9 protein-coding genes are annotated in these 19120 nt (G+C 35.5%); 8 read left to right on the forward strand and 1 reads right to left on the reverse strand.

Features of this window, described 5'->3' with window-relative positions:
* The first annotated feature begins 17 nt into the window (after positions 1-17).
* The 6 genes from M2265_RS12685 (at position 18) to M2265_RS12710 (ending at position 14685) form a co-directional block, all read left to right on the forward strand.
* Positions 18-2381: an ABC transporter permease gene (locus tag M2265_RS12685; protein ID WP_132773475.1), complete on the forward strand. Its 2364-nt coding sequence runs from the start codon at positions 18-20 to the stop codon at positions 2379-2381.
* 164 nt (positions 2382-2545) lie between these two features.
* Complete coding sequence (locus M2265_RS12690; protein WP_132773473.1) at positions 2546-4906, forward strand: ABC transporter permease; 2361 nt, start codon at positions 2546-2548, stop codon at positions 4904-4906.
* A 63-nt stretch (positions 4907-4969) separates the two neighbouring features.
* A complete protein-coding gene (locus M2265_RS12695; RefSeq protein WP_132773471.1) occupies positions 4970-7360 on the forward strand; it encodes an ABC transporter permease in 2391 nt (796 codons plus the stop codon).
* Positions 7361-7400: 40 nt separating this feature from the next.
* Positions 7401-9785 (forward strand): ABC transporter permease, encoded by a 2385-nt coding sequence (locus M2265_RS12700; RefSeq protein WP_132773469.1) that lies wholly within the window; start codon positions 7401-7403, stop codon positions 9783-9785.
* 38 nt (positions 9786-9823) lie between these two features.
* Positions 9824-12208 carry an ABC transporter permease gene (locus tag M2265_RS12705; protein ID WP_132773467.1) on the forward strand — a complete coding sequence of 795 codons (2385 nt, stop codon included), beginning with the start codon at positions 9824-9826 and terminating at the stop codon, positions 12206-12208.
* A gap of 71 nt (positions 12209-12279) precedes the next feature.
* Positions 12280-14685: an ABC transporter permease gene (locus M2265_RS12710; protein ID WP_132773465.1), complete on the forward strand. Its 2406-nt coding sequence runs from the start codon at positions 12280-12282 to the stop codon at positions 14683-14685.
* 157 nt (positions 14686-14842) lie between these two features.
* On the opposite strand, the gene M2265_RS12715 is transcribed toward M2265_RS12710, so the two are convergent.
* Complete coding sequence (locus tag M2265_RS12715) at positions 14843-15526, reverse strand: hypothetical protein (protein WP_132773463.1); 684 nt, start codon at positions 15524-15526, stop codon at positions 14843-14845.
* Between the two features lie 509 nt (positions 15527-16035).
* On the opposite strand from M2265_RS12715, the gene M2265_RS12720 reads away from it, so the two are divergent.
* Both M2265_RS12720 and M2265_RS12725 read left to right on the forward strand, forming a co-directional pair.
* Complete coding sequence (locus tag M2265_RS12720) at positions 16036-18477, forward strand: ABC transporter permease (protein WP_132773461.1); 2442 nt, start codon at positions 16036-16038, stop codon at positions 18475-18477.
* A gap of 347 nt (positions 18478-18824) precedes the next feature.
* Positions 18825-19046 carry a helix-turn-helix domain-containing protein gene (locus M2265_RS12725; RefSeq protein WP_031289462.1) on the forward strand — a complete coding sequence of 74 codons (222 nt, stop codon included), beginning with the start codon at positions 18825-18827 and terminating at the stop codon, positions 19044-19046.
* Positions 19047-19120: the final 74 nt, after the last annotated feature.

Here is a 19120-nt window from a genome sequence, read left to right on the forward strand (position 1 = left end):
ATAATTGATTCAAAATCATGATAAAACTATTTTTTAAAACTTTTCTACGCAATATAAAACGTAATCCATTAAGTGGAATTATCAATATAATCGGTCTAGCATTGGGATTTACAGTCGTCATAATTAGTTCATTGTGGATAATGAAGCAGTTTTCTGTTGACAAAAACTTCAAAAACTACGATGATATCTACCAGGTCATGATCACAGGTACATTTAATGGTGAGAAGTCTACAGATCGATCTACTCCCATACCATTGGCTAAGCTATTGCAATCTGATTTTAAAAATGAAATGCAACATATTACTTTAGTCAGTAAACGTGAAAATGCTAATTTTAAGAGTGGTGAAAAAAGGATCACTGGCAAAGGATTGTATGCAATGGGTGCATTTTCTGAACTTTTCACATTTGAATCTATAAAAGGAGACGTATCTACACCTGCCCTACCATCAAAAATGATTATTTCCGAATCATTAGCACGTCGGTTATTTGGAGATGTAGACGTTATAAGTAAAGTCGTTGAACTTAACGGTAAAGCGCAGTACCAGATAACAGGCGTTTATGCTGACTTGCCAGAAAATAGTACTTTTCATCAATTGGATTATATATTGCCATTTTGCGACTATCTGAAACAAAACCCTGATGCCGATCAAAGTTGGGGTAATTGTTTTTTCCATACCTATGCCTCTATTCAAAATCCGCTCTCTCTACCTTCATTAGAGAGAACGACAACCACCATTTTAAAATCGAAACTTACAGACATAGATCCTGAAGTTCTTTTACATCCTATGTCTAAATGGTATTTGTATGATGATTTTAAAAATGGTAAAAATATCGGTGGGCAGATTCAATATGTTTGGATGTTTGCATTGGTAAGTGCTTTGATTATTTTGCTAGCATGTATTAACTTTATCAACCTCAGTACCGCTAGAAGTATCAAAAGAGGTAAAGAAATCGGTATATTAAAATCGATCGGCGTAAATCGCCGCCAATTGATTCAGGGCTTTTTATTTGAATCTATCTTATCTGTATTTTTAGCATTTATACTCAGCCTCCCCCTTATACTCTTACTTCTTCCATGGATAAACGGTTTTATAGGAACTGAATTACGAATACCTTTTCATTCGATATTTTTCTATCTTATTGCTTTCTTAAGCATCGTTCTTCTTGGTCTTTCATCCGGATTATATCCATCCCTGTTCCTAACTTCATTTAATCCAATTTTAGCACTTAAAGGAAAATCAATTCAAGGAAATAGTAAATTTAAAGCGCGGAAGATTATGGTTGTTATTCAGTTCGCTATTTCTATTTTTATGATGATCGCCACATACCTCGTCATCACCCAATTAAACTATGTAAAAGATCGTCCAATTGGCTACAGCAACAAAAATTTAGTTAATGTCACGAGTTCAAGCGGTGAGATTATTAAAAAATTCGACGTCCTCAAAAAAGAATTGTTTGACAAGGGACTAATCCAAAACGCAACTTTATCCTCTAGTTTTGTAAACAATCTCGCTTTAACAGGCGGTGGATTTACCTGGCAAGGTAATGATGCTAAAGAAGGATCAATCATGGGCATATATACTATTGACGAAAATTTTGCTCCTACTGTCCAATGGAAATTTATGAAAGGTAGAAACTTTTCGAAAGATTTTAAAACAGATTCTATTGCTGTCATTTTAAACGAAGCTGGTGCAAAATATATGGGAGTATCCGATTTGAATAGCAAGCAATTAAGTTTTAGAGGTGTAAAATACAGAATCCTTGCCATCATACAGAACACAATGTCGGAATCTCCTTTCAAATCAATCACACCAACGGTTTATTTTCTTGATTTCCTTCCTAAAAACAAAATTACACTTCGCTTAAAAGATGGAGAAAATCAAAGTCAAATACTAAAAAATATCGGGGAGAAATTTTCTGCTATAGATCCGAATCTGGTATTTGAATACACATTTACAGATCAAGAATATGCGAAACAATTTAAGCAGATGGAAATGATTCGTAGTTTAACCAGTTTATTTACTGGTCTTGCAATTTTGATTTCCTGCCTAGGATTGTACGCCCTCGTTTCATTCTTAACTGAACAACGTGAAAAGGAAATTGGGATCCGAAAGGTATTAGGCGCATCTGAGCTCGGCTTATGGAAGTTACTATCAACCGAGTATATCTGGCTTACTTTTATCGGTTTTATGATAGCCACCCCGCTTGCTTATCTTTTTATGGAAAAATGGTTAGAAAATTATGTTTACCGTATTACTATTAGCTGGTCCATTTTTGCTGTCACGGGAGGTCTTGCTCTTTTCATTACGTTAATCACCGTAAGTTATCAGGCTATTAAAGTTGCTTTATCAAATCCTATTGATACACTACGGAATGAATAATCACCCTCATAACCTGTACGCTTACGAACGCTAGGTGTTCGAAAGCGTACAGTTAAAGAAGGATACAGCAATAAACAATTAACTGATTAGCAATAATTTAAAACATTGGCTTATGGATTGAACTTAAAAAGTGGCAAAAAAATACGAGTCTAAAGTTTAAACAAATGATACAGAACTATATTAAAATAGCATGGCTCAATCTTTTGAAAAGTAAGGGATATGCAACCATTAACATTATTGGCTTAGCTATTGGTATGGCAGCTGTATTGTTAATAGGCATCTGGATACAGAATCAATCACAATTTGACAATTTCTATAGCAATAAAGATAATCTATATAGACTCTGGAACAAATATGACGAGGAGGGTGAAATCAACTTGCTAAACATCACAGCAGGAACTGCTTCATCTACTTTAAAAGCAGAATATCCAGAGGTGGAGCATGCTGCTCGTATGTATTGGAGCACCGATAGATTATTATCCTTTGATAATAAAAAGATAAAATCTAAAGGAAATGAAGTTGATCCAAATTTTATTGAAATGTTCGATTTCAAACTTTTAAAGGGTAATCGCAATGAAGTATTAAACGGTCCAAACAATATTATCCTAACAGAGCGACTCTCAAAAAAAATATTTGGGGATGCGGATCCTTTGAACAAAACGATTACATTGGATAACAAAGAACCTTATCAGGTGACTGGAGTAATAGCAGATTTACCCAGCAATACAGATTTTGATTTTACATATCTGATTCCCTTAATCAATGCAAGTAGTCAATCTCCCACTTGGAACATAAATACATTTATGACTTATATCCAGCTAAAGAATGGGACAAATGTAGATGCCTTTAATAAAAAACTAGTCAATATCATTGCAAAGAAAACGAATAATGAGCAGAAAGGTTCACTCTTTTTATATCCAGTATCCAAAATGCACTTGTATTCTAAATTTGAACAAGGTATCCCAGTTGGAGGCAAAATCACCCAAGTTAAACTTGTTGCTGGTCTTGGATTTTTGATTTTAGTGATCGCTTGTATTAATTTCATTAATTTAAGCACTGCGCGCAGTCAAAAGCGAGCAAAAGAAGTCGCGGTACGTAAAGTGGTTGGCGCCCAACGCAGCAGTTTGATTATACAATTTTTAACAGAGTCGGTCCTACTATCTTGTATTGCAGGAATACTTGCCATAGGATTAACATCTATATCCCTCCCACTATTTAATAAAGTATTGGACAAACCTTTAGTTTTTTCGATTACAGATCCTATGATCTGGGTCTCTCTTCTCGGATTTATATTGTTTACAGGAATATTAGCTGGGTTATACCCTGCATTTGTGCTATCGTCTTTTAAACCCGTTAAATCATTGAAAGTATCTGGAAAGTCTCAAAGATTTGCCTTCAATTTCCGTGAAGTATTAGTTGTTTTCCAATTTGGAGTTGCCTTAATCTTGATTATTGCAACCCTGATCGTCAATAAACAGATTGAATATGCAGGAAAACGTGATGTTGGTTACTCACCTTCACAACTGATCGAAATTCCAATGGAAGGTGATATGACAAAAAATTATGAAGTTATCAAATCTGAATTGATCAATAAGGATATTGCGCAAGCTGTGACCCGTACCGGATGGTCAATTACCCAAAACAATTCCAATTCAGGGGGTAATTTTTCATGGGAAGGTTCAACTCCGGAACAAGGGAAGAAAATCGTTTTCAATCTTGGAAAATCAGAAAGTGATTTTGTTAAAACTCTGGGATTAAAATTGATCGAAGGTCGTGATATTGACTTCGAGCGATTGGCTTCTGATAGTATGTCGGTACTCGTAAATGAGGCTGCGATCAAAGAAATGAAATTGAAAAATCCTATTGGTAGCATCCTGAAATGGGGAAGTAATACCTTTACGATTATAGGAGTTATCAATGATTACATCAGCGGGTCTCCATACAGCCCAGTTACTCCACTTCTCATTCACCCTGCAAAAGAGTGGATGTTAAATATGGTCGTTCGTACTAATCCATCTTCTCCCGTAGAACAGAACTTGAAACAGATAGAGCAAGTACTCAAGAAATTCAATCCAGCCTACCCATTTGAATATAAATTCGTTGATCAGCGCTTTGCCTCAAAGTTTAAAGAGCAACAACAAACAGCTCAGTTGGCACTCATATTCTCAGCATTGGCCATCTTTATATCTTGTCTTGGACTGTTTGGATTAGTATCCTATATCGCTGAGCTGAGAACAAAAGAGATTGGTATACGTAAAGTACTGGGAGCATCTGTGACAGGTATAACAGCCATGCTCTCAAGAGATTTTGTAAAACTGGTTCTTATAGCCATTTTAATTGCTTCACCTATTGCCTGGTGGACAATGAATAAATGGTTGCAGGATTTTTCTTACCGCATCGAGATTCAATGGTGGATCTTTGCTTTAGCAGGGATCGCCGCATTGACTGTCGCAATTATTACGGTGAGTACACAAGCTATTAAAGCGGCAAATACAAATCCTGTAAAAACATTACGGGATGAATAATAACATACACTTACTGTAGCGTTATCTGAATGAATTAATGAAAAAAGCTTTTAAGCATAAAAAATGATACGAAACTATATTAAAATAGCATGGCGGAATATTCGAAAGAATAGAGGGTTTTCACTGTTGAACATGTCGGGATTAACGATTGGAATAACCTGCTTTTTGTTATTAGCTACTTATATATACCATGAATCCAGTTATGAACGTTTTTTCTCTCATGCAGATCGACTTGCGTACTTCAGCCTATCATACAAAGCTCCAAACAGCGCAGAAATGGTTTCATCCAGTACAACGCCAACAGGTCTACAACAGACTTTACAATCTGATTTTCCCGAAATTGAGCAGGCCAGTCGTTTATATCCGTATATACAAGGTGGATTAATTGATATTGGAAATCAATCTTTAAAGGAAAATAAGCTGATTTATGCTGATAAGAACGTATTTGAAATTCTCGATTATGATTTTATTGAGGGAAACAAAAAACATGTATTGGATGAGCCTAATCAAATTGTATTGACAGAAACTTTAGCTAAAAAATATTTCCCAAATGAATCGGCTATAAATAAAACATTGATTATTGATAAAGTGAACTGGAAGGTATCTGGGGTTATAGCCGATATGCCTAGTAATACACAGTTCAGATTTTCTGCCATTCTCTCTAACCAAGGCCTAACACGCTATAAAGAGGCTTCATGGAATTCAGCTAACGATATTACTATAGGATTATTAAAAACTGATCAAAGCTTTCAATCGGTACAACTTAAACTGGATAATCTGGTTAAGGACAAATTTAGTGAGTCTATTAAACAGGGATATGAATTCGGTTTTAAAGTAGAAAAATTAAGTGATATTCATTTGCACTCAAAAACTGCAGGTACTGGAAATATCCTCTATGTTTATATTTTAGTGGCTCTAGGTATTGCTCTTCTCATCTTGACCTGCATTAATTTCACCAATTTGATTCTTGCAAATGCGATTGAACGAAAAAAAGAGATCGGTGTAAAGAAGGTCCTGGGTGCAGGGCGAAAAACAATATTCTTTCAGTTCCTCTTCGAATGTAGCTTAATGATTTTGATATCCTTAATTATAAGCTTAGTGGCAACATGGTTACTGTTACCTCTATTCGGTCATTTCATGGGAGTAGAAATGCAGATCAACCTTTGGAACAAACCTATCCTCTATATAGCAATATTAGCTTTCTTTATTATCCTGTCACTACTTGCAGGTGGTTGGCCTGCCTACTCGATTTCGAGTTCAAAACCGATTTCAATATTCAGAAGTAAACTGATCGAAAAACAGACAGGGATATCCTTGAGTAAAGTGCTGATTGTGTTCCAATTTTGTATTTCCATATTTTTTATCATCTGTACATTATTTGCTGGTCAACAAATGAAATTTATTCAATCTAAAAATACAGGACTGGATCGTTCAGATATATTGGTGCTCGATGGCCGAGGATGGCAGGATAAAGAGCGTCAATTGCTAAAGGATAAGCTAATTCAATTAAACAGTGTTAAAGGCGTAACGGCATCTTATGATAGTCCGGTTAATATTCAGGGGGGCTATACGATTAATGAAGTAGAAGGACAGGCTCCAGACTTCTCTATTGATGTCACTGCTATTCCTATTGAAAAAGACTTTGTATCCGTGTTCAACATTAAATCTATTGCTGGTTCTTCCCTATCGGATACGGACATTTTAAGAGCAAGCGATACCGTCGCTCCGGAGAATAGTTTTATTATTAATACGCTAGCTGCAACTGCTATGGGCTGGACTCCTAAAGATGCAATCGGTAAAAAAATAAATTTAAATGGCCGCAAGGGCACTGTAAAACAAGTGGTTGAAAGCTTTAATTTTAAATCTTTACATAATGAAATCACTCCTGTTGTGCTCTTTCCTGAATATGGTTATTTCGGAAATATCTTTATTAAGCTGCATGCTGGAGTTCCTACACAAGACGCATTGAATCAGATCAAAACGATTGTAAAAGAGATCGCTCCGAAAAACAATTATGACTATCATTTTTTAAATGACGACTTTAATCAACTTTATCTACAGGATCAACAGACAACACGAGCGATGCAACTTTTTTCATTAATTACTATCTCCATAGCGTGTATGGGATTATTTGCACTTTCGACCTATACGGTGCAACAAAGAATTAAAGAGATTGGAATCCGGAAAATTGTTGGTGCATCTGTTATAAAAATTGTTAGCTTATTAAGTGTAGATTTCCTCAGGTTAGTAGTTCTTGCGCTCGCTATTAGCATTCCTTTTGGCTGGTTTGCAATGCATAAATGGCTAGACAATTTTGCTTATCATATTGAACTTGACTGGTGGATCTTTATACTTGCCGGTGGCAGTGCTTTACTCATCTCGTTCTTAACAATAAGTTACCAGACTGTCCGTGCTGCTATGGTCAATCCAATTGATTGTTTACGGGATGAATAATTTACTGCATTAAAAAAATTGACTACTTTATACGATAACGATGATAAAGAACTATATCAAAATCGCATGGCGTAATTTATTGAAAAATAAGGCTTTCTCTAGCATCAACATCATTGGATTGGCTATTGGTATGGCCGGAGCTTTGCTTATTGCGCTATGGTTGCAAAACATGCTGAGTATGGATCGGTTTCACGAGAAAAGTGATAGGCTCTATGCGATAAGTAACCGAGATGATCATACTGGCAAGAAATGGGCATGGTTAAATACACCCAAAATAATGGGACCAACCTTGAAAAATGATTTTCCTGAAATTGAAAGTTTTACAAGACTTGACGATGGAACTGGTAATCAATTTATTGCAACATACAAGGATCAAAAAATAGTATCCCAAATCGGATTCGCTGATCCTGGATTTTTCAACATGTTTAGTTTCCCTTTGTTGAAAGGAGATAAAAACAACCTATTGAATGATGCTAACTCGATCGTAATCACACAAAAATATGCAAAGACTCTCTTTGGAAACGAAGATCCTATAGGAAAGATCATTAAAATTGATTCTGTCAATTTGGTTACTGTAACTGGACTTCTTCTAGATCTGCCCAATAATAGCAGCATGAATTTTGAAGGTTTAGTTTCTTGGGATTATGCAAAAAAAATAAGATATGTAGATACAAATTGGAGTAATAACTCCACCTATACCTATGTACTATTAAAAGCAGGGACATCGTTGCCAGCATTCAATGAAAAAATAAGATTAGTTAGTCAAAATCATATAAACATTGGCGATAATGAGATCAAGTCCACAAATGAAATCTTTGCATTTCCATTTAAAGATAGTTATCTCTACGATAAAGGTGACGGTGGAAACTATACTTCCGGTCGCATTCAACTCGTTCGTTTGTTCGCTTGGATCGGTGCTTTTATCTTGCTCGTCGCCTGTATTAATTTTATGAATCTAAGTACTGCTCGCTCTGAAAGAAGAGCCAAAGAAGTAGGTGTTCGTAAAGTTGTAGGTGCTGATCGTAAAAGCCTCATGTTACAATTTATCTCTGAAAGTATTTTGATCAGCTTGTTAGCTATGGTACTTGCAATCACATTTATGGTGTTGGTACTACCAGCTTTTAATAATTTAGTACAAAAAAATCTAACACTTTCTCTTCTCTCAATTCAAACCTGGTTATCATTAATAGCATTCAGTGTAATTACGGGTATACTGGCAGGAAGTTATCCAGCATTTTTTCTTTCATCTTTTAAACCTTTGAAGACATTGAAAGGAAAGTTAAATACTTACAATAAGGGAATGAGCATCCGTTCGATGTTGGTAATTATTCAGTTTTCACTAGCCATTATCTTAACCATTGCTACTATCATCGTTTCCAAGCAAATTCAATTTACGAAAGACAGGGAACGTGGTTATGATGAAAATGGTTTAGTATATACGAGCTTATCAGGGAAATTAAGTAAAAATTACATCAGTTTACGGAATGAGTTACTTAACAGTAATGCTGTCCTTTCGGTATCCAAAAATATGTCTCCTGTTACTGATCGCTTTAGCAATGGATGGGGATTCAGCTGGCCGGGAAGTACTGAAAGTGATAAAAAAATATTGTTCAATCGCTTTAGTTCTGATGCCAATGCTGTACAAAATCTAGGCTTCAAACTTGTGAAAGGTCGAGATATTGACGTATACAAATATGCTACAGATAGTACTGCCGTATTATTGACAGAAACAGCCATAAAATCAATGCGAATAAGTGACCCAGTGGGGCAGATTATTCAAGGCGACAGTGAAAATTGGCCAGTGGTTGGTGTAATCAAAGATTTTATCATTGATTCACCCTATGACGAAATAGCGCCAATGATTATTCTTGGTCCTAAATCCTGGTTCACAACGATACATTATCGACTGAATCCGAATAACAGTACCGAAACAAACCTAAAAAAGATAGCGGATATCTTCAAGAAATTTAATCCTGACTATCCTTTTGATTATAAATTTATTGATAAAAATTTCGAATCTAAATTTAAAGAGACACAATCCATTGGAACAATTTCTATGCTATTTGCAGGATTAACAATCTTTATTTCATGTCTTGGACTATTGGCTCTTATCGCCTACATGGCAGAGACACGGATGAAGGAAATTGCTGTTAGGAAGGTATTGGGGGCATCTGTTGGGCAATTAACATCTTTGCTCTCTTTAGATTTTCTAAAATTGGTCCTTATAGCAATTCTTATCGCATCACCGATAGCATGGTGGACAATGAATGACTGGTTGAAAGATTATAGTTATCGCATTGAAATCCAATGGCATTATTTTGCTATTGCAGGTCTTATGGCTATTCTGATCAGTTTGGCAACGATTAGTTACCAAGCGATCAAAGCCGCTCTTTCAAATCCTGTCAATAGTCTACGTGATGAATAACAGCTTAATAGATATTTTAAATAATTTAGAACAAGCTAATGATTCAGTTATTTTTTAAAACAGCATTTAGGCAGCTCTTAAAGCACCGGTATTATTCAATTCTGACAATTATTGGTTTAGGATTAGCGATTGCATGTGGTTTGTTCATTTATATTTACAATAGCTATCAGCTTAGCTACGATCAATTTCATCATCAAAAAGATCGGACTTACATGGTTGTTTACGATCTTAAGCTGGAGCAGGTTGAGCATGAAAAAGGAGGATCATTTGCCATGTATGAGGCCATTTCGAAAGAAATGCCACAGATCGAGAAAACTGCTTTATATATTGACAAAAAAGATTTCACTATAGGCATCGAAGATAAACAGTTCAAAACTGATGGAAAAGCAGCTTTTGCTTCTTCAAATTACTTTAATATGCTTGATTTCCCCTGGAAACAGGGAAATCCTAAAGACTTAGATGCGCCTAATACTGTCGCGCTTACTGCATCTACTGCTAAGCTTTATTTCGGAGATGAAAATGCAATAGGAAAAACAATCCTAGTTGAGGGTGAGTTTCCTATAAAAGTTATTGGTATTATCGAGGATAGTCGAAAGAATTCTGACTTTAGATCGGAAGTTTACTTTTCCTTAAAATCGATTCCGACACTTTTTAAGATTGATACCAAGGATGATTATTTTCATAATTGGGGTTATACAAATACGAACAACAATATTTTATTGACTTTAAGGAATAATGAAGATAAGGTTCAGGTAGAAAAAACCATCCATGAGCTTGTCGGAAAATATTATGATAAAAGTGTACTAGAATATTATTCCTATAAACTGCTTCCGTTAACCGATTTTCATTTTGATAAAGACTATGGAAAAGGTACCCAAAAATCGCTACTACAGATATTGTCAGTTATTGCCCTTGGCATTAGTATCATGGCAATCGTGAATTACAGCAATATTCTTTTTGCGCAACAAATGAACCGTAGTGTTGAAATGGGGGTAAGAAAAATTTTAGGGAGCTCAAAGAAACAACTCTTTTTCCAGTTTTTATTGGAGACTTTAATATTGACCTTTCTGTCCACTATTTTTGCACTCATTTTATTAAGCATTTTCCTAAACTGGAGTAATGGATATCTTTTTCAAGATGAACCTATAGCAATTCTTTCTTTCAGTTCACTGATTAGTATTGTCGGATTGACCTGGATCTGCACGGCTCTTCTGACTAGTGTTTATCCTTTACTTTTCGTCAATAGGACACCTATACAAGATGCTCTAAAAAAACTGACAATGGGTCCATGGAGTTTCACCAGAAAGTCTTTCATTATTTTGCAAAATGTAATCGCGATGGTACTTCTGATCGCAACCTTAGTGATCATTCTTCAAGTCCATTATCTTAAAAATACGGATCTGGGATTTGAGCGCGAGCAGGTATTCCTTTTTCCTATGAAAAAAGAAATGTTTGCCAGCAAAGAAAAAATTAAGCATTTCCTTGCGAAACGGCCTGATATTACCTCATTTAGTTTTTGTGATAATCCGCCAGCAAATGATAAAGTTTGGGGAGGAACTATTCAATTTGATGATCGATCAGATTGGGAAAAATGGCCTGCCCGTTATGCTATTGCTGACTCTTCATATATTAAAACATTTAATATCAAACTTGTCGCTGGACATAATTTTAATGATAACCCCAAGAATCCGGAGTTTTTGATCAATCAAAAAATGGCTAGGGACCTTGGATATGAGAACCCATATGATATCTTAGGAAAAAGCCTTAACGCGGGAGGATTAAATGAGGAAAGCATCGGAAAGATTGTTGGTGTTGTAGCTGATTTTAGTACAAACTCTCTAAAGGAAGGTATAGCGCCGACAGTTATCGGTTATAATGCGGGGCGTTTAAAAAATATAGCCATCAAGTTTAATGGTACAAATCCACAGCAATTTATACATGAATTTGAACAGCAATGGAGGGATTGGTACCCTAAGGAAATATTTGAATACAAATTTTATGATGAACAAATCGCTAATTTGTATGCAAAAGAAACACTAACTGAAAAACTGATTTGGATCGCTGCAGTCGTTTCTGTTATCATAAGCACTATGGGCTTTTTAGGATTGTTATCGATTACTATTCTGAAGCGAACCAAAGAAATTGGTATCCGAAAAGTTCTTGGCTCTTCTATAGCAGGAATTATTCAATTATTGACGCAAGATTTCGTTAAATGGATGATCATTTCTGGTATAATAGCTACGCCTATTGCCTTTTATTTGATGAATAGATGGCTAGAAGATTTTCCTTTCCGAATTGAGCTGACATGTTGGATTTTTGCTTCAGCGTTGCTCTTTGGAGTCATGATTACGTTATTGGTAATCAGCTTTCAATCTTTCAAAGCCGCGCGAGCAAATCCGGTAGACAGTTTGCGGGATGAATAATTAACGCGATTAATAAACCCAAAATAAGATAATCAAACCCGAAGCTTAGCGCTGCGGTAAAAAATATAGCTATGTTAAAGAATAATATCAAAATCGCCTGGCGCAATATCATAAAACGTAAGTATGAAAGTTTAATCAATCTTTTGGGTTTGATCTGCAGTATTACTTTCGTCATACTGGTCGGCGCATATGTTTGGGAAGTGCATCAGGTCAATAGTGAACTTCGCAACAAAGAGCAACAATATATATTACAAAGTAATTATAAGAAAGAAGGTTTCGGCATCCCACTAACAAGTATTGGTGCTTTGCCAAAAGCTTTAAAAGAAGAGTATCCACAATTGGTGGCAAATTATTACCGCATCGACGGTTTGACCTGTATTGTCTCCCATGGCGACCAGATATTTGAAGAAGGGACAGTTTTAGGCGATCCGACATTACTGGATATGTTTGGTTTTGAGGTTTTTGCTGGAAATTCAACAACTGCATTAACGAAGCCTTTCACTGTGGTCATCACAGAAAAAGCTGCTCAAAAGTATTTTGGAAAAATAGATGTTTTGGGTCAAACACTTGAAATCAAAAACTTCAAAGGCGATAAGCAACCCTTCACCATTACAGGTGTAATCAAAGAAAATACTCAAAACTCCGTCATGCAATTAAATGACGCCATGAAGTCCGATGTTTTTTTACCGATAGCGAGTGAATCGTATTTTGGAAGGTCTATCGACAACTGGCAAAACCCTTATATTGCATCATTTATTGAGCTACAGAAAGGTGTTACGCCTGAGCAACTCGCTATTCCTATCCAGGATCTGGTAAAGCGCAATACGGATGGTGAGTTTTCAACAAACTATGCCCCGGATTTAAAGCCTTTGAAAAGTTACTTTCTAGATGATAATAAGGGAGCTGTCCGCAAAATGATTGCTACTTTATTATGGATTGCAGGCTTCGTATTGTTGATGGCCATCATTAACTTCATCAATATCACCATCAGTCAAAACATTACCCGATTGAAAGAGATCGGGATTCGCAAAATGATGGGTTCTTCCCGTTCACAGATCATTTCCCAGTTGATAGCCGAATACATGACAACCATGCTGATTGCTGTCACGATCAGTCTTCCTATTTATGTACTTTTAAGTCCTATTTTTGAAGAAATCTTTATGCGCAAGTTACCATCGTTGACAGCACTACCTTTTAGTTTTTATATTTTACTTTTCTTATTTGCATGTATTGTTGGTCTTTTAGCAGGTATCTATCCAGCAATCAAACTTTCAGGCAATGACATTCTACAGTCTGTGAAAAATAAGTTTACACAAGGTAACGGCAAGCAGGCCGTTCGTCGTGTACTCATCTTCACACAGTTTGCGGTCGCTGTCATTATACTAATGGCTACAATCATTATATCGAAACAAATTAATCTATTTATAAATGGTGAGCTGGGCTATAATAAAGAATCGGTATTGAACGTTCAGGTACCCCGTGACTGGACTGAACAGGGGCTTAAAAAGATGGAAACGACGCGAGATGAGTTCCAAAGACTTCCACAAATAGAGTCCATTAGTCTTTCTTATGAGATCCCTGGCTTTATAGGAGGCAATAATCAATCACTTTTCAACACGAAATCGGAAAAAACAGTGCACTCTAAGATCATTATGTCTGATTCTTATTTTGCAAAAACGTATCAGATCCAGCTATTAGCGGGTCATTTTTTAAATCCTAACAGTTCACAAAATGACCAAAATCCTGATGTAGTCATTAATAAAGAGGCACTGCTCGCTTTAGGGTTTACAAAGGCGGAAGAGGCTATTGGCCGAACCATCGGTTTTGGAGAAGCTAACGTTCCTGTCATGATATCTGGGGTAACAGCAGACTTCGTTCCAAACTCCATGAACGATGAAGCTACGGCAATAGCGTGGATCAATATTTCCAGATCTGCACAATTCCGATTTTTGAGTATCCGTTTAAAGGATGGTTCTTTGTCTTCATCTATGGAGGCTTTGGAAAAAAAATGGAAAGAACTCCTTCCTGATGCACCGTTTGAGTATCAATTTACAGATGACCGCATCCAAAAATTATATGAAACAGAACTGCAATTGCAACGTGCCTCCCAGATTGCAACTATTGCATCTTTACTGATCGTCGCCTTGGGCATCATCGGGTTGATTACATTATCCATCAACCTGCGTAATAAAGAAGTCGGTGTACGCAAAGTGCTTGGTGCTTCTTTGATGCATTTAATTTTACTTTTTTCGAAAGAGTTTTATCTAATTTTTGTTATGGCTTTATTGGTAACTATACCTGCCAGTTATGTGATGATGAATGTCTGGCTACAGAATTATAACAATCGTATTGTTATCGATGTAGTGACATACCTGCTCCCATTGGGGTTTTTAGCATTATTGCTGGGTACACTGATTATCGGTATTATATACCGAGCTACGAAATTCAATCCAATTGAGAAGTTAAGGGATGAATAAAAAACAAAGCCGTAGGAGGTGCAAATAAGAAAAGTAAGCCGACTGAGAGATGGACGGTTTATAATTGGTGTGCTCCTACGGCTTAAGGTTTTAAAATGCTAATCTAAATTGTCATAAGCTTAGCTTACTCCTATTTTTCATAGTTTCTTGCTTCTATTTAAGATTTCACCTTATTTATCTGTAAATACGCAAATCCAGAAAAGTTCTTTTTACTGGATATCTTTTGCTCTAAATGATAGTCTTCCTTCTTATCTAAATAATCTTGTAAAACCAACATCAAATTTTTAGGAGATATAGATGTATCGATAGAATTTTGACATTTATTAAGTATTTCATAAGCGATTCTTTCTTCTGTAAAATAACCTTCTACAAACAACTGTCGCATAAGACTTCTTAATTGTTCAATTTTTGTAGCTGTTGAATTATTAAAGCAATCAATATCATGTCTTGAATCTATTAACAAGAAGATGGTTTTGATAGCTTTCTTGTTTTCATCCAACTGTTTGAGCTCATAAATTACACGATCACTACAAATAGTTACAAACATGTCATAGTCAAACTTTTGATGATCAACATCAACAGATTTAGGGTAAGCTGCTCCGGCATTATAATCTAACACCTGTGTAAATATGTAAAGATCATGCGCATAGACACTCTTTATTTTAAAAGTCTCTATTTTTTCAATAAAATCATGCTCTTTACCCATTAAAAATGAAACTTCTTCTGTTGATAAATGTTTTGCTGTCCGTAGTAGCATCATGCGGTAGATAATGGTGATTTCAATCTCACTACAGTGGATTGAATACACTTTGATTATTGGTTTGAATTCCTTCTTTTCCATAATTAAATAAATTTATATAGTTATTCTATACAAATAAACATAACAATAAGCAATATTCAAAACGATTGTATAGATAAATAATTCATTCTATATTTTTTTCTATACATAATAATATATTAAAAGATGTTTATAGCAACAACCCTCCATGTATTTTTAGTAAATAGGTAAAATCAATGACTACAGTTCTATTTACCACGCTAAAACACTCATTAACAAACTAATGACAAGTACTGATCAGGTTAAATCTAGACATCTCATTGAAAAATTTTGATCAACATAATAATCTCATAATCGATATTTACAATGGACATAGCCTAGGAATATTTTAAAATCTTAAAGCGCATTCGTACGAAAACGAACGAAAACTGTTCATTTTCGTACAAACCTCAACTGCGAAAAAACAACTAAACAACTACAAATCAAATACATAAATATTTGGCAATGCAATTGTTTTCAGATGTATGTCCAATACTATATTGATAGGACCCTGTGAAATAAAAACAATTATTATGTTGATCAATAATCTTAAAATCGCCTGGCGGAATATCACAAAGAATAAACTGTATTCCAGTATTAAGATTGGCGGCTTTGCCTTTGGTATTGCCATCTGCATTTTAATTGTTTTATATATTAAACATGAGACGAGCTATAATAAGTTTTATCCAGATGTAAACCGGATCTATCGTATTGTATCACAAATTCCGGATGGGGATGATGTGATGAGAGGTTTATCTTTGACCGCACCAGCGGCAAAAGTAATTAAAGAGGAAGTCCCGTCAGTGGAACAATCCGGTCGGATATTGCCCAATCCGCTTTTTGGGGCTGGAGGTAATCAATTAACATTGGGATCTGGACCGGAAAACTATTATGACGATGGATTTGTGTACGTGGATCAGTCTATTTTGGAAATGTTTCCATCGCCCATGATCTATGGACAATTAGAGCATGCTTTGGATAATCCAAATTCTATCGTCCTGACCAAAAGTAAAGCTTCAAAATATTTTAAGGATAATCCTGTAGGTCAACAGATTTATCTGAACAATGATAAATCAAAGCCTTATACGATTAGCGCTGTTATCGATGATATCCCAAGCAATTCTACGCTGTATGGCTACACATTTTTCATGTCTTTAGCAGGTGAGCCTTTATATCCAGGTGAGCAAAATAGTTGGATGGCTACAAATTACACTGTGTATGTCAAACTGAGAGAAAATAGTGATCCCAAGCAAACGCAAAGTATTATTCAGAAAGTATATATAGATGGTCATCTAATCCCTGAGACGCAAAAAGCAGGTGGAAGCATTAAACCTTGGTTTCGTCAGGTAAAAATGTATTTACAAAATGCTTCTGATATACACCTTTACTCTACGGGTATCCGCGATGACAAAGTCTCGATATTAAATCGGGGAGATATTAAGATGATATGGGCATTTGCATCTATTGCGGCCTTTATCTTACTGATCGCCTGTATCAATTTCATCAATCTTTCTACCGCAAATGCGGCGACAAGAGCTAAAGAAATTGGTATTCGTAAAACCATTGGCTCAAACAGAAAATCTTTAATTGGTCAGTTTATGGTCGAAGCTATCTGTTATAGTTTAATTTCACTGATCATCGGCCTTTTGTTAGCTTGGATCTTATTACCATTATTTAACAATCTGGCTAATAAAAGTTTAGAGATTCCAATATTTAGCTGGTATTTTATTCCGACACTCCTTGTTTCTTTGCTGTTTATTGGAAGTTTAGCCGGTATTTATCCGGCACTTTACCTATCGGGATTCAAACCTATTTCAGCATTAAAAAATAAACAGGATTCTACTCCAAAAAGTTCGTTATTACGCAATGGTCTTGTTACGTTTCAATTTGCAACTTCTATTATTTTAATCGTGAGTGCACTTATTGCCAATCAACAGGTTAATTTTATTTTAAACAAAGATCTGGGTTTCAGTAAAGATCAGGTCATCGTATTACGTGGCATCACCACTTTATCTCAGGATCTAGCTAGTCTAAAGAATGAATTAAAATCACTTCCTTACGTTTCTGATGTTTCTGTGGGAGACTACCTTCCTGTACCTATTGATGGTGTGAAACGAAATGGAAATTCCTTTGCACTTGATGATAATAAAGATGTGCAACTTGCTAGAGGATCGCAATTCTGGCTTGTGGACGATACTTATATATCCACATTTGAGTTGCGCTTGTCTGAAGGACGCAATTTCAATCCCAAATTGGCTTCAGACAGTTCGGCTACTATTGTTAACAAAACGCTTGTGGAACAATTGGGACTTACTCATCCAATCGGTGCCAAAATCAATAACGGTAAGTCCTGGACTATCATTGGAGTGGTGGACGACTTTATATTTGAATCGCTAAAAGAGGAGTCTGGGCCAGTTTCTTTAGCTCTTGGAAACAGCCCTTCCCTCCTATCTATAAAAGTTAAAACTGGTCAGATAGATCAATCTCTTGCACAGATTACTAAAGTCTGGGATAAATTTTCTCCCAATCAAAAGATCAATTATAGTTTTTTAGATGAAGGTTTTGAAAGTTTATATCAGGATGTTGAGCGTACAAAAAATATTTTTACAAGCTTTGCCTTTATCGCTATTTTCATTGCCTCATTAGGTTTATTTGGCCTTGCTACATATATCACTCAACAGCGTACAAAGGAGATCGGTATCCGAAAAGTATTGGGTGCAAGTAGTATTAGTTTGTTAAAACTGCTATCTAGCAATTTCATAAAACTGGTATTCATTGCTATCGTTATTGCTGTTCCTATATCGTGGTGGTCTATGGATACGTGGTTACAGGACTTCAACTATCGCATTGAGATAAACTGGTTATATTTTTTATTGGCAGGCTTTTCGGCTATCCTTATTGCTACCGTTACAATCAGTTACCAAACGTTGAAGGTTATTCGAACCAATCCTGTAGATAGTCTACGCGATGAGTAAAGTTCGTGATAAAATATAATAAAGGATTTTAGTGTTTGTTTAAAATCTCTTCTAAGAGATTAATATGTTTATGTTATGCCGGTTGTTCGATGATGGACAGCCGGCATTTTTTTACTATAACATCTATTATGTACATTCTTCTTATGTAGAAATTTTCCTTCTTGTCAACATAAGTTTTTTCTAATTATCAGTTTTTCCTTTAAGTTTTTCTCATTCATTAATTTATTTATATACATATTCTATACAAACAAACCGAATAACTGGCAATATTCGCAATGATTGTATATTTAAATACAACATTTTGTATTTTTATCTATACAGATGAGCAGACAGTAAATAGTATTATAATGACAAAACTTGGAGAGATTTTAGCAAAGAAATCCGTCAATAAATCTATGGTGGCACGCAAGACGGGACTAAGTAAAGCACGTATCAATGAACTAACGATGAATGATACAGCAAAATTGCGGTTAGATGAAATGTATCTTATTGCTCTGGCAACGGATAGTGATCCAAATGAGATGATGCTTAAATTATGTGAAGACCTACGCTTGAAAGAGCCTGAATAATAAAAATAAAATGATCGGACCTGTCCAATGACAATATAACCGATCGGTTTTTAGATCCTGACTAAAGTATTTGT

The organism is Sphingobacterium kitahiroshimense, assembly GCF_025961315.1.
GTDB lineage: Bacteria > Bacteroidota > Bacteroidia > Sphingobacteriales > Sphingobacteriaceae > Sphingobacterium > Sphingobacterium anhuiense.